We start from the raw sequence: 14,007 nt of genomic DNA, 5'->3' as shown, positions 1-14,007 counted from the left end.
CCACAGCACTCCGGCTGCTGGCCAGATGGCTGTAATACACTCCCGGTACCAGGATGAAGCGGTGCAATCTACGGAGCTATTACATACCTAGACTGGCAGCGCGATTATAGGTGTCCTGTTCGTCCGGAAGTTGATCTGGGTCAACATTTCTGCCTTGTATCAGCCATTTTGTTGAATAATTCAACTGTGCTTGAATCTGTACCCGTTTGACCGCCTCTCAGGCGTGAAGTTCCAGGGTACGGCGCGCATTATAGAGACTGATCTGCCAGCTTTTATGGACGTCCGGTATTTCAATCGGTGACCGGTTCAGGCGCGTTTGCTGGTTGCTGGCCGGCGCTTCGTGCTCGGCGATAAACTCCAGCCGCTCGCGGTTGGCCTGGTAGGTATCGACCAGGAAATCCATCGTGCCGCGGGTCAGCGGTACCCGGTAATAACGGATCAGGTTCTGTGCCAGCCGCTCTGCCATGGCCGCCAGGCTGACGTCCACTGCATTCGCCATCGCTTTGCCGACCGAGGCCTTGATCATCGGGCTCATGCCCGGTTCGATCGCACCGAGGCTGGTGGCCGGGGTACTGTCGATGGCTCGTTGGATAGCCGGGTTGTTCAGTTCAATACTGTGGCCGAGGATCACGGCAATCTCCGCCGCCAGTTCCCGCGCGCGGGACTGGGTCAGCCGCTTCTCGCTGCTGCTGCGGGTATAGTCCATGCTGCGGTCGCTGGTGCGGCGTATACGGTTATCTTCCAGTAGCTGGGCCAATTGGCGTGCCACCTTGATTTTATCGTCATCGTCCAGGGCGATACTTTGCTCCGAGATTTTCAGGGAGCGCCTGACCTTGTCGCCGCTGGTCTCTTCATATTGTTTACTGCGCAGCTGCCAGACTTTCAGTGCCCGGCTGAAACGCCGGCTCTCGCGGCTGAGTTTCTGCTGGGCGTTGAAGGCGCGTTCATACAGGTCAATGGCTTTGTCCAGCTGCGTGGCCTTGATCTGCAGTGCCATCAGCTGTTTGCCGGTGTTGTTGGTAATGCGCCGACACTCGGTCACCTGGCGGGACAGGCTGTCCATGGCGTCCAGGGTAACCGTCAGCAGGTGTCGAGGGCTGAGCCCAGGGGCTGCGTTGATATCTTCCCGTGGCTCAATATAGTTCAGATACGTTGCCAGCGCCCGCAAACGGCTATTGACCCGTGCCCGTGCCAGTCGGTAGTTGTTACGTTCTTTTTCCAGGCTGTCCATGGAGCGGGCGAGGTTCCAGTCACCGCTGTACTCGTATTTCAGGTAACGGATGCGGCGCCCGCAGATCAGCTCGAAGCAGAGTGTCAGTAGCTCTTCCACATCATGCAGGGTCATGAGGTTTTCATTGTCCTGCTCGATGGCTGACAGGATGCGCTCCAGGAACATCTCTTCCCGTGGGGACCCCTGTCGTACGCTGGGCACCCGGCCGGTCAGGCGCTGTCGCATGGCCTCGGCAATGCGGGGGTGGGTCTGGCGCAGTTCATCGTAGGCGTCGCCGACGGGCTCCCGGATGGTGTGGATGATGTCCTGCATCCGGTTGTAGAGGCCGGCTCGACGAAACAGCTCAATGTGTTCCGCCTGGCGTGCCAGTTGTGCATCGCCGGTCAGATCTTCAATCGCCAGGGCAACCCAGGCGGGGCCGAGGTCGAGCTTGCTCAGGATGATGCCCGCTGATTCTATCCGTCGGCTCTCTTCGCCCATGTTCTCCAGGCGAAGATCGCGCACCATGTAGAGCAGTTCGGGTAGGCAGTCGATGACCTCCAGCAGGTTTTTCTCATCCTGCTTTTCCTGGTGGCCGTGGGTGGTGTTGTAGATCAGCTTGGTGGCGATACCAAGCAGGCCGGCAATCAGGGCATAGGCCAGGAAGTAGATCGCCCGGTCCAGTGGAGGGAAAGCTCCGTAGCCAATGTAGTAAGCACTGTAGGCGGTAATAAATGTGACGGGGCCGGCAGTCCAGGCCAGCATCAGGAACGTGATACCCCAGGGTTCTTTATGGGGTGCTGTGCGGATTTTGTCGAGCAGCCCCTGTCCACGGGCCTCCATAGCCAGTGTGTCTGCTGAGCGGATGGTGTCTTGCTTGTTTTTTCGTACCGGCCACATGGGTTGTTCTGGTCGTTTTTACTGCCGGGTGCCCGGTGTCGGGAGAGCGGCGGAAAGGTGCGTGCAGGCAGGTTGCGCCAGGATTTTTTCTGGCTCCCATTGTATAGGGGGTGGCGCGGGTTCCCATATGTATTAATACGTCAATCCACGCCAGGCAGCACGTTGCAGTCGTTTATATCAGGGAGTGTGTTTCAGGTTCAGAATGTCGGATCCGATTTCGGCCATCGGCTTTGGCCTGGTACAGCGCCCGGTCGGCAGCCTCCAGCAGGCGTTCGAGGTCATAGCCGCAGTATTCTGTGCTGGACAGGCCGATACTGAGGGTGACTTTCTCCGCGTTCAGTTCATCAAATTTGAGGGCCAGCAGGCCCGTGCGGATGCGTTCGGCGATTTGCTGGGTTCTTGCCGGTGTCGCCTGGGGGATCAGGACGACAAACTCCTCACCACCTATGCGGGCAAGCAAGTCGCGGTTACGGAGGTTGTTGCGGCAGACGTCGGCAAACATCTGCAGGACTTTGTCGCCGAAAGCGTGGCCATAGGTGTCATTCAGTGGTTTGAAGTGATCGATGTCCATGTACAGCAGGGTGGCGGGTTTCGCTTCCTGCTGCAGGCGTTCCAGCATGGCGGTGGCATCTCGCTGAAACGATCGGCGGTTGCACATGCCGGTCAGGTCATCCAGGTCCGCTTCACGGCGGAGTTCGTCATAACGCTTGCTGGCCTGGAACAGGGTGCGGGTATGGGAGGCGATATCGCTGGCCAGCTGCAGCTGATCTTTGTCTAACGGCGTCTTGTCGTATTGGCGCAGTAATACCACTGTCCAGGTGTGGCTGGATTCCCAGAGCACGGGAATAATACTGACCGAGGCGGCCTGATGGTGGTCATACTGCATTTGCAGGGTCGCTTCTTCGGCAGAGCGGGCAATGTTACCCAGTAATGTCAGGCGCCCGTCCACGAGTTGTTCAAAAACAATTTTTTGCTGGCCACTCAGGCCGATCACCGATATCTGATTATTTCTGATATGCAGAAGGGCGCAGGTATTGATCGGTAACAGGCTGTTCAGCGTGGAAAGCAGGCGCGAGCCTATGGCTTCCTCATCCATGCCGTTGAGGTTGTCCAGGTAGTGTTTGACAGCATCATTGTAAATACGGCGATGACGATAATGTCGCTGAAGGCTATTTTCCATCAGCGCATAGTTTTGCTGGTAGGTGCGATAAAGGGTGGTGGTGTAGGCTGGCAGCGCCAGGCTGAATGCAATCGCCTGGACAACCAGCGCTGGATAATGCGTCCAGCGCAACACGTCGGAAGCATACCCTTCAATGGCTAACAGGCTGGCAAGGCTTCCCAGGCTGATGGCCAGCCATCCCATGAAAAAGAACGATGCATTGCTGTGTTTCTTTCTGATAAGTATCAGGCTGGATGCACTCAGTGCGATAAAGGTGATTGCCAGCACCCCGTGGAAGAGTGTCGTCAGCGGCTGGTCCAGTGATGAGAGATTCAGCAGACAGCTGCCCGCTATTAATAGCAGGGTGGAATAGAGCGTACGACAAACAACGTATATGGAATGTGATTCCTCTTTGACCGGAATCAGGGACAACATAAAACGAATCGCAAATGCGGTGGCAATGGCGCCGAAAAACAGGGGTTGTTGATTGACCCAGTTGTCCAATGCAAACGCTGGCAAGTCAAGCCGAGAGGCGTCACTGGAGACCAAGTAGAGCAGGGTTGCACCTGTATAAATGGCAAAGAACAGGTAGCTGGACTTGCGGGCACGAATGAAAATGCAAATATTGAAAATTATCAACGCCAGCAGCATACCCAGCGAGAGCGTCAATAGCTGTTCGGTGAAAGATGTCAGCATGGGTGACGGATCTGTCAGTAACGTATCGCCTGAATAATCAAGCGCTATGGCTGGCGCTGATAATAGACAGGCAACGACGGACAGAAATGTCGTTGCTATTGGCCGCTTATGTGAAAGCACAGTGTGTGTTCGGGTAATACACATCCTTGATGTAACCCCTGTTTTCAGTATTTATTGTTATGAAAAGGGTCTCATGCCATGAGCAATCCTCAGGCCAATTATCGTAACGTTGTTGTGGTGTTTCTTACAATGCCCGGTGGCCGTGGTGTCGGGGCTTAGAAGACAGTGTTTGATGACAGGGGATTGAGCAGAGGCGTGACTTGTTGCGACACCGTGTGTGTTCAAAGGTGTCACAAATGGTCACATTATGAATTGCGTATATCTTTTGGCCATATCGATCGAATGTGGATGACTATTATCAGCACCACCGATCGAGTTGTCGGGGGCATTAGGTGAAGCAGCGGATTTTCTGGACGGAATCAGAAACGAGGGTGTGTTGACCAACCTTATTGATATCCCGTTCCCCGACCATGCCCATGGTCAGCGCCAGTTCGTTCTGGATGATCTCCAGTGTTCTGGTGACACCCGCTTCACCGCAGGCACCAAGTCCGTAGATGTAGGCGCGGCCTATATAAACGCCTTTGGCTCCAAGGGCGATGGCCTTGAGCACGTCCTGCCCCGAGCGAATACCACCATCCAGGTGAACCTCCACCTTCCCGTCGGCAGCCTCAAGGATTGACGGTAAAACGCTGATCGTGGACGGTGCGCCATCCAGCTGTCGTCCTCCATGGTTGGAAACCACAATCATGTCCGCACCGGCGTCGATGGCCTTCGGTACATCCTCCGGATCAAGAATACCTTTCACGATCAGGGGGCCGTTCCAGCGGGCGCGAATCCAGTCCAGGTCTTTCCAGGTAAACGTGGCGTCAAACTGTTCCGCAATCCAGCTGGCCAGTGAGCTGAGGTCAGAAACACCCTTGGTGTGGCCTACCACGTTGCCAAAGCTTCGACGGCTTGTTCCCATGATTTCAAGGCACCACCGGGGTCGGGTGATGAACTGGAGTAGGGTTGACGGAGTGATCTTTGGCGGCGCACGCAGGTTGTTCCGGATATCCTTGTGCCGCTGCCCCAGAAGTGTCAGGTCAAGGGTCACTACCAGGGTTTTGCAGCCTGCCGCCATGGCGCGCTCAAGCAGTCTCTCACTGAAAGAACGGTCCTTCAGGATATAGAGCTGAAACCAGAAGGGTTTTGATGTATGGGTCGCGACATCCTCAATGGAGCAGATGCTCAGGGTGGAGAGTGTGAACGGTATGCCGAACGCCTCGGCTGCCCTGGCGGCCAGAATCTCACCGTCCGCATGCTGCATGCCGGCGATACCGACCGGCGCCAGGGCGACCGGCATGGTAACGTTTTCTCCTGCCAATGTGGTCATTGTTGTGCGGTTGGTGATATCGATGCCGACACGCTGGCGAAAATGAATGGACCTGAAATCACGCGTATTCCGATGGTACGTGCTCTCCGTCCAGGAGCCGGCGTCTGCATAGTCATAGAACATGCGAGGAACACGTTTTCTGGCCAGGGCGCGGAAATCCTCGACGGAACAGATTTTATCCAACATTACCGTGCTTTCAGATCAATAAGTTTGAGATCCCATGCCATCCTTTGTGTTCATAGCGATCTTCCTGTTCTTTCGTATTGCATGGCGGATGTGTTCTCTGTCTGGATGCTTACCGTTGTCACTTTTGCAAATACAAGGCAGGTCTTGTTACACCATCACTGATTGACTGAGTGCGGCATTGCCAGCTCGGTCAGTATCAGAGCATGATTACGGGCGATATGTGTTTTGCTGCTATCGACCATCGCATTGCCTTTCAGGAAGTTGCGGCCTAGCAGGACAGGGAAACTCAGCTGGTTGCTATCCATCAGGGTGAAGTCAGTAAACAGGTCAATGTCACCCAGTGTGACTTTCAGTCTGACGCTGGGGTTTGTGGTGTTGCGCGAACCATTGTGGCGCTGTGAACGGGATCGGTTGGACACAGGGAGTGTCAATGCCTGCGATTGGTTGGCGCCAACATGCCTGCTGATCTGGAATCGTACCCAGCGGCTGCCGTCGCGGTCGAACTCAACAATATGGTCTGCTGCCAGAAAAGAGGTTGTTGAGCCTGTATCAATCTGGGCGTCCAGGGTTTGGTTGGCGGCGTGCAGGAAGATGGCCTCGACGCAACCAATGACGGGAAGCCCGTTAATGGTTGCTGACATTTCGACAGTATCCGTGTGTGTTTTGACATCCGGTGGTGGGCAAATCTGGCTGGTATCCACAACGTGGGTCCTTTCGGGGGGGAAGGTAAGGCCTGATGGTCTGCCCGGCGAGTAGTGTGGCGCCGTGTTCTGGTCATACTGACAGCCTGTCATCAATAACAGGCAGGTTGTCATGATCCATGTGTTGCTATGGCGTGTCATAGAAGGCCTGCAGGTAAAGCGTGCTTACTGGCCGGTATCGGACTCTGTCTGAGATTGGCGTTCAGGATAAACAATGCCAATGAGGCTGGTGACGACCAGGCTGACAATGGCGGGTAGCACCCAGCTGAGATGGAGTGAAAATCCCGGCAGACTGTTCAAGGGTAAAAGGTAGTACTCCATGGCCCGGTAGGGTAGTACATGCAGTCCGTCAGCAATACCGAGCAAGGCAACGAGGAGCAGTGTGAAACGTGTCGATAATTTAGGGGCAGGTAACCATTCGCGGATCAGTGCCAACAGGATAAGAATCATCGCGACCGGGTATATCGCCAGCAGGATGGGGACATAAAATTCAATCAACTGGTCAAGGTTGATGTTGGCCATCACCACACAGGCTACTGTAATGGCGGTCACCAGGGAGAAATAGGAATAGCGAGGCCAGAGTTGTTCAAAGTATTCCGCGACGGCGGTTATGCAGCCGATGGCGGTTGTCAGGCAGGCCAGGGTCACAATGGCGGCAAGGATGAGGATGCCCCATTGGCTGAACTGGAACTCAACAAAGGTGGTCAGGATTTGTCCGCCATTGCTGGCGTCAGGTGCCAGTACCCTGCTGGTGGCGCCGATGTTGAAAAGCGCGATATAGACGAGGGAGAGTCCGATAGCGGCAATAACGCCCGTGGCAATACAATAGCGGGTCAGTGCTCGCCGACCGGTAATGCCATGAGAGCGAAGGTTGGTGATGATGACAATACCAAACATCAGGGCGGCCAGGGCATCCATGGTCATATAACCGTCAAGGAATCCCTGAATAAAGGCTGTTGTCTGGTAGTCTTCAATCGGTGGGCCGGGATCGCCGGCGGGATTGAGGAAAGGGGAAACACCGAGCACGATTAATAAGAGTATCAACGCCGGCGTGATGATTTCGCCGACGGTTTCCATGAGCTTGCCGGGATACAGGGCAAACCACCAGGCAATGGCAAAAAAGACCAGTGAGAACAGGAGTTGCTGCGCATCGCTATTACTGTTTTCGGCATCAAGGAAAGGTGTAATGCCAATTTCAAAGGAGACGGCTGCCGTTCGTGGTACGGCATACATTGGGCCAATCAGCAGATAGATGATAATGCCGATCAGGGCGATCAGTCGGGGGGGGAGGTCTTGTGACAGATCATTGAAGCCCCCGCCGACCCGGGCCATGGCGATAATGCCCAGTAGCGGCAGTCCGACACCGGTGGTGAGAAAGCCCGCCGCCGCTGACCAGGCTTCAGTGCCTGCCAGTTGGCCGGAAAGCACCGGGAATATCATGTTGCCGGCCCCGAGAAACAGGGCAAAGGTCATGAAACCCATGGCCAGCAGAGCCTTGCCGGTCAGTGTGTTAGGGGTGGCAGGATTTTCCATAAGCATGCAGCATTGATCATAAATCGGATGTTCACTAAGTATTAGTCATAAGACGGACAAATCCATGTTGAAGTTCCAGTGTCGGGAAAATAATACGCAAACCATGGCATTTGATCTTCGGTTTCACGCCCGGGCAACTGGGCTGTTTACGTAAATCGCCCAGTTGTATCAGGCCGTGTGCTGGATACAATGCGGCATTTTATTTTGCGACCCGGTGGATGGCGTTTCGCTGATCATTACAGGTCTGAACGAGGATATTGATGACACAGCCTGCAGCCAACCCCCGAGCGCTACTGCCCCTGCTGATATTCCTGGGCGTGTTTTTCGGAAGCGGTATTTACTATTCTCTGGCCGGCGTTGAGTTCGCGTTTTACCAGGTCAAGGCGCCGGTGGCGGCATTACCGGCCATCATCATCGCTATGTTGATTGGCCATGCCCGTCTGAATGAGCGCATTCAGCATTTTCTGCAGGGTATTGGTGATATCAATATTGTCACGATGTGCATGGTTTACCTGCTGGCTGGCGCCTTTGCCAAGGTCACCAGCGCCATTGGAGGTGTAGATGCCACGGTTGCCCTGGGGTTGTCCGCCCTGCCGGAACAGTTATTGTTGCCGGGCCTGTTCCTGGTGGCTGCGTTCGTTTCTACCGCCATGGGCACGTCGATGGGAACCATTGCCGCTATCACGCCAATCGCGATCGGGATCAGCCAGGCGACCGGTCTTTCACCGGCCCTGTGCGCGGGGACCGTGGTGGGTGGCGCCATGTTCGGCGATAACCTCTCCATCATTTCTGATACGACGATTGCTGCTACCCGCACCCAGGGCTGCAGCATGCGCGACAAGTTCCGCCTGAATGCCCGCATTGCCATACCGGCCGCATTGTTGACGATGGTGCTTCTGTTCATCCTCGGTCATGGGGGGAGCGCACCGGCGGCTAGCGAGTTCAATGGCTGGCTGGTATTGCCTTACCTGCTGGTACTCGGACTGGCGGTCAGTGGTATGAATGTGCTGGTCGTGTTGATGGTGGGGATTCTCTTTTCCGGGTTTCTGGGGATGTTGGTCAAGGATGGCTATTCCATGGCGATTATGGCCGATAACATCTACCTTGGCTTTGAGGGCATGCTGGAAATCATGGTGCTGTCCATGTTTATCGGTGGGCTGGCCGCGGTGATGCGTCATGAGGGCGGCCTCGTCTGGCTGACCGGTTGTATTCAATCGCTGGTAGGGCGCTTTGAACGACTGCAGGGCCGGGCAGGCGAAATCGGTATTTCCCTGTTGGTGGCTGTCTGTAACCTGTTTACGGCGAATAATACCGTGGCCATTCTTATCAGTGGCACGGTCGCGCGGGATATTGCCGAAAAGAATGCCATTGATCCCCGTCGTTCGGCCAGCTTGCTGGACATGTTTTCCTGTGTCGTGCAGGGCATCATCCCCTGGGGCGCACAGTTGCTGCTGGCCGGTTCTATTGCCGGCCTGTCACCACTGGCGCTGGTGGGTGACAGCTATTACCCGTGGATACTGGCGCTGTGCGCGACAGGGGCGATTCTGTCCGGCTTTCCCCGGTTGGAGAAAAGTCAGTAAACGGGCTCGGGTGTTACGGTTTATTGAGGTCTTTGAGCAAGGAGAGTTGCCATGTCGGAAAAAACGGTTGCAATGCCGAGGCGAACCAAAATTGTCGCTACCCTGGGGCCGGCGACGGATGATCAGGCCGCACTGACCGCGTTGATTGAAGCAGGGGTCAATGTTGTCAGACTGAACTTTTCCCATGGCACAGCAGCAGAGTTACAGCAGCGGGTTGATCGCGTACGCGAAACGGCTGCTCAGCTGGGGCAGGCCGTAGCGCTCATGGGAGACCTGCAGGGGCCGAAGATTCGCATTGCCCGTTTTGCGAAGGGCGGCATTACCCTGGCTGAAGGCGATCACTTTATTCTTGATGCGGATATGGACAAGGCGGCCGGTGACCAGCACCGGGTGGGTCTGACCTATGAAGCCTTGCCAAATGACTGTGCCACCGGCGATATGCTGTTGCTGGATGATGGACGTATCACCATGCGGGTGGAACGGGTCGATGGTCGTCAGATTCATTGCCATGTGGTTAATGGTGGCGAACTGACCAACAGCAAGGGGATTAACCGCCAGGGCGGTGGTCTCTCGGCGCCCGCGCTGACCGACAAGGATCGTGAAGATATCAAAACCGCCGCCAAGCTGGACCTCGATTACCTGGCAGTATCCTTTCCCCGCTGTGCGGCTGACCTGGCGTTGGCACGCCAGCTATTGCACGATGCGGGTGGTGACGCTGCCATCATGTCCAAGATTGAACGGGCCGAGGTGGTTAAGGATGAAAAGGTGCTGGAAGAGGTCATCCTGGCATCCGATGCGGTGATGGTGGCCCGTGGCGATTTGGGCGTTGAGATCGGGGATGCCGAGCTGATTGGCGTCCAGAAAAAGATCATCGCGGAAGCCCGCCGTTTGAACCGGCCGGTGGTTACTGCCACCCAGATGATGGAATCCATGATCACCAACAGCCAGCCGACCCGGGCCGAGGTGTTTGATGTCGCCAATGCGGTGCTGGATGGTACCGATGCCGTCATGTTGTCTGCGGAATCAGCGACTGGCGCCAACCCGGGACGCGTAGTCGAAGCAATGGGGCGTATTTGCCTCGGTGCTGAGAAGCAGCCGGCGAGCCAGGTCTCAACCCATAGAATGGCGTTCTCATTTGAGCGGACGGATGAGACGATCGCGATGTCCACCATGTATGCCGCCAACCATTTGCAGAGTGTTAAAGCGATTATCTGCCTGACGGAATCCGGCTCTACGCCATTGTGGATGTCCCGTATCAACTCGCGGTTGCCTATTTTTGCACTGACCCGGCAGGAGTCTACGCGCCGACTGGTTGCACTGTACCGTGGGGTCGAGGCGTTTGTCTTTGATCCAACCGTGTATGCATCAGGTCATGACGTGAACGCTGCCGCGGTTAAGGTCGTTCGGGACGCCGGTTACCTGGACGATGGTGACCAGGTCATCATGACCAAGGGTGATACGCTCGCTGTTGTCGGCGAAACCAATACCATGAAGATTTTGACCGTATAACCAATGTACCCCCTGTTTCTGCAGGGGGTTGGTTTTTTCTGTTGATACTTGCAGATAACCCTATCCTGACTCATCCTTCTCCCCGCCCTGATTAACCCAGTGCATTGATGGTATCCGGTTGCCGGTCGCTAGTGACGGAACGGATGCAGCCTGATTTCCATGGCTGTTGCACGATCTGTTGATGGAACAAACGATGTATGAACTGACCCTCGTAAATGTCACGGCGCTGTTGCTGGCGGGTGTGGTCGCCGGATTTATCAATACCCTGGCGGGGGGCGGCTCCATGCTGACCCTGCCGGCACTGATGTTGATGGGTATGCCTGCAGATGTGGCGAATGCGACCAACCGGGTCGGTGTCGTCATGCAGTCGCTAACGGGTATGCAGGGGTTTTATCGCGAGAAACGGCTGGAAGCCCCTGCCATGATGGCTGTCGTGATACCGACATTGCTGGGTTCACTGGTCGGTGCGCTTGCTGCCGCCTTCCTGCCGGAAGGGGTGTTGAAACCGGTGCTACTGGGCAGCATGGTGTTGATGGCGCTGGTCATGATCATCAAACCATCAACCGTGGCGCCGGAACCGGGTACGCCGGTTATACCCCTGCACAGTAAACCTTCCGCCTGGGCAGGGCTGTTTCTGGCAGGTGTCTACGGCGGGTTTGTTCAGGCAGGGGTTGGCTTCATGCTGATTGCGGCGCTGGCGGGAGGGCTGCGTTATGACCTGGTACGCGCCAATGCCCTGAAAGTGGTCTGTACCGCCTGCTTCAGCCTGCTGGCGTTAGGGGTGTTCGTCTGGTACGACCTGGTGCTTTGGGTGCCGGGGATGATTCTGGCCGTGGGTTGTATGATAGGAGCCCACTACAGTGTTCGCTTTGCCATACAAGCCTCCCAGGCCACCTTGAAATGGCTGCTGTTCGTGATGGTTGTGCTCGCCTGCGGTGCTGCGATGCTGGATTCAGTCGGGTGATTATTCCGGTGGTTGCTCTTTGACGGGCATACTGATCTGATCATGTTGCTCGGTGGCGGCCAGTTTCTGGAAGTTGCTGCCTGACAGGTGCACCAGGGTTTCGTGATCGCCGGCCTCAAGGTACACGTCCTGTTGTTGCAGGAAACGCTCATCCCAGACCATGCTCATGTCAAAGGCAGGGCCAATAGCGGGAATGGCGCCGGTTTTGCAATCCGTGAATTTCAGTTGCAACTCGTGCTCGGAGGCAAGGCGTAGCTTCTGATCGGTGAGTTCTTCCACGGTATGCAGGTGTAAACGCCGGCCTGCAGGAATAACAGCCATCAGGAAATTGTCGACGTGATCTTTCAGGATAACGGCTTTTGCGACTTCCTCACTGGGAACCCGTGCCGCGATAGAACTCTGCATGGCGCTCATGCTGGGGCTGTGATGAACCAGCTCAAAGTCAACGTGCTGCTGCGCAAGAAATTGAGACAGTTTTTTTGAAACACTCATAGCGATTACTTCTCAATGTTAAGTCGAACCTGAATGGTCTTCAGGCTGCACATCAGTATATGACCCACCTTGGCAGGGCATCAGATCAAACCTTTCTAAACAGCGTCGCTAAACGAAACTCCTGACATAGAAGAAAATCTGATCTGGCTGGCTATACTCTCCAATAATGGGATAACTACGATTATGGGGCTGGCAACGGAATGGATGCGCAGGGATGCGTTCAGTGCACGTATGTGGACTATCAGGGCAGGCGCTGTGAAGATAGTTCAGACAAAGAAGGGGGCTTGTGTTTCTGGCATGATCCGGAAGCCGATAAGCGCGGTGATGATATTTGTGAGCGCGTGGAGGCTATTGCCAAATCAGGTCGACCGTTGTCCGGTTTCCAGTTAAAGAACGCCAATCTGCGTAATGTTCACCTTGTGAATCGCGGTTGCTCGGAAGGCTATGACCTGACGGATGTTGACCTCAATCATGCGGATCTTCGCGATGCACATCTCTATAACATCAACCTGCAGGGTGCTTGCCTGCTCAAGGTCGATGCCAGGTATGCGAATCTCAACTCCGCCAATCTGACCCGTGCCAACCTGCTGGGTATCCGGCTTGATGATGCGAAGATCGAGCACATCAAATGGGGCAGTGTCATCCTTCAGGCTGCAGAGAGCAAGAAGCTCAAAAAGCGTGAATCGGGCCGTAAAGAAGGCGTGCGTCGGCTGAATGAAGAGGCTGAGGAAGTCTGCCGGAATATTCGTCGGCAATGTGAGCTCCATGGCTTGCAGGAGGAGGCCGGTGAGTTCTTTCAAAAGGAGATGCGTTACCGCCGTTTCCAGTTGCCCCCGTATTCATGGCAACGCTTTGTGTCGAAAACCGTTGACCTGCTGTGTGGCTATGGTGAACGCCCTATGCGGGTTATCGCTTTCTCGGCAGCCATGGTGGTCGTTTGTGCCTTTCTCTATGCCATAATTGGCGTCAGTGGGGGGGGGGAGATCATTCAGGTGCACCCTGAGAAGGGGTGGCAGGCTAACTGGGGGCAGTTAATGGAATGCCTTTATTTCAGCATCGTGACGTTTACGACACTGGGCTATGGTGACATCGCACCGGTGGGCATAGGTCGCACGATCGCAGCCGTGGAGGCATTTCTGGGGACCTTTATCCTCGCGCTCTATGTGGTGGTCTTCGTTAAGAAAATGACCCGTTAAGCGACCTGGGTGACCGGATTATTCCCTGCCTTTCAAACAGGGTGGTAGCGAACCCCGTTGTAAATGATGTCTTCTCTTTCTACCAGGCTCTCGCAGACATATTCGGGCGCAATGCCTGTCAGGTAGTAGCGATGACTGGAGGCGACTTCCAGCCACTCGGGAAAGGCTTCACCGTTGAAATGCATGCACAGTGGCCCGGTAGCGGTGATGTGGGGAAGTTGTCGGCTCTGTTGGACGGTGACGTCCATGAGGTCATACACGAGAACTCCGAGGAAGACGGATGCCAGGAAGGCAACCAGAAACAGCCCCTGAACCGCACCAAAGATGGCAGCGAAGAAGAAAATCACTGCGGTTATGAGTCTTGCCAGAAGAGAGCGTTGCTTCATAGCATCACCTGCGTCTGTTATGAATCCTCAGCCGCCACGGCTGTCGATGGATGATTTATGTTG

At 55.4% G+C, this 14,007-nt stretch carries 11 protein-coding genes; 4 read left to right on the top strand and 7 right to left on the bottom strand.

Annotation, left to right across the window (positions count from 1 at the left end):
- Positions 1 to 217: 217 nt before the first annotated feature.
- The 5 genes from KHS78_RS11680 to brnQ all read right to left on the bottom strand — a co-directional run bounded on the left by KHS78_RS11680 (position 218) and on the right by brnQ (position 7,823).
- Entirely contained in the window at positions 218 to 2,110 is a 1,893-nt protein-coding gene (locus tag KHS78_RS11680) for a hypothetical protein (RefSeq protein ID WP_211828647.1), read from the bottom strand.
- A gap of 172 nt (positions 2,111 to 2,282) precedes the next feature.
- On the bottom strand, positions 2,283 to 4,109 hold the full coding sequence (locus KHS78_RS11675) for a diguanylate cyclase (protein WP_211828646.1): 1,827 nt from the start codon (positions 4,107 to 4,109) through the stop codon (positions 2,283 to 2,285).
- 304 nt (positions 4,110 to 4,413) lie between these two features.
- Positions 4,414 to 5,583 carry an alpha-hydroxy acid oxidase gene (locus tag KHS78_RS11670; RefSeq protein WP_211828645.1) on the bottom strand — a complete coding sequence of 390 codons (1,170 nt, stop codon included), beginning with the start codon at positions 5,581 to 5,583 and terminating at the stop codon, positions 4,414 to 4,416.
- Between the two features lie 155 nt (positions 5,584 to 5,738).
- A complete protein-coding gene (locus tag KHS78_RS11665) occupies positions 5,739 to 6,425 on the bottom strand; it encodes a putative ATP-dependent zinc protease (protein ID WP_211828644.1) in 687 nt (228 codons plus the stop codon).
- A 24-nt stretch (positions 6,426 to 6,449) separates the two neighbouring features.
- A complete protein-coding gene (gene brnQ / locus KHS78_RS11660; protein WP_246506408.1) occupies positions 6,450 to 7,823 on the bottom strand; it encodes a branched-chain amino acid transport system II carrier protein in 1,374 nt (457 codons plus the stop codon).
- A gap of 254 nt (positions 7,824 to 8,077) precedes the next feature.
- On the opposite strand from brnQ, the gene KHS78_RS11655 reads away from it, so the two are divergent.
- From KHS78_RS11655 to KHS78_RS11645, 3 genes are all read left to right on the top strand, one after another.
- The gene (locus KHS78_RS11655) at positions 8,078 to 9,397 is read left to right on the top strand and encodes a Na+/H+ antiporter NhaC family protein (protein ID WP_211828642.1); all 1,320 of its coding nucleotides are present in this window, start codon (positions 8,078 to 8,080) and stop codon (positions 9,395 to 9,397) included.
- A gap of 51 nt (positions 9,398 to 9,448) precedes the next feature.
- Positions 9,449 to 10,906, top strand: a complete 1,458-nt coding sequence (gene pyk / locus KHS78_RS11650; RefSeq protein WP_246506400.1) for a pyruvate kinase — start codon at positions 9,449 to 9,451, stop codon at positions 10,904 to 10,906.
- 181 nt (positions 10,907 to 11,087) lie between these two features.
- On the top strand, positions 11,088 to 11,870 hold the full coding sequence (locus tag KHS78_RS11645; protein WP_246506398.1) for a sulfite exporter TauE/SafE family protein: 783 nt from the start codon (positions 11,088 to 11,090) through the stop codon (positions 11,868 to 11,870).
- Here KHS78_RS11645 and KHS78_RS11640 read toward each other — a convergent pair whose 3' ends face one another.
- A complete protein-coding gene (locus KHS78_RS11640) occupies positions 11,871 to 12,362 on the bottom strand; it encodes an aminoacyl-tRNA deacylase (protein ID WP_211828640.1) in 492 nt (163 codons plus the stop codon).
- A 200-nt stretch (positions 12,363 to 12,562) separates the two neighbouring features.
- Between KHS78_RS11640 and KHS78_RS11635 the strand changes: the two genes are divergently transcribed.
- Complete coding sequence (locus KHS78_RS11635; protein ID WP_211828638.1) at positions 12,563 to 13,558, top strand: ion channel; 996 nt, start codon at positions 12,563 to 12,565, stop codon at positions 13,556 to 13,558.
- Positions 13,559 to 13,590: 32 nt separating this feature from the next.
- On the opposite strand, the gene KHS78_RS11630 is transcribed toward KHS78_RS11635, so the two are convergent.
- On the bottom strand, positions 13,591 to 13,944 hold the full coding sequence (locus KHS78_RS11630) for a hypothetical protein (RefSeq protein ID WP_211828636.1): 354 nt from the start codon (positions 13,942 to 13,944) through the stop codon (positions 13,591 to 13,593).
- Positions 13,945 to 14,007 lie beyond the last annotated feature (63 nt).

Origin of the sequence: Kistimonas asteriae (assembly GCF_018263925.1) — a bacterium.
Classification (GTDB): domain Bacteria; phylum Pseudomonadota; class Gammaproteobacteria; order Pseudomonadales; family Endozoicomonadaceae; genus Kistimonas; species Kistimonas asteriae.
Note: the sequence above shows the minus strand (reverse complement) of the source record. Positions and strands in the feature narration are given on the sequence as shown.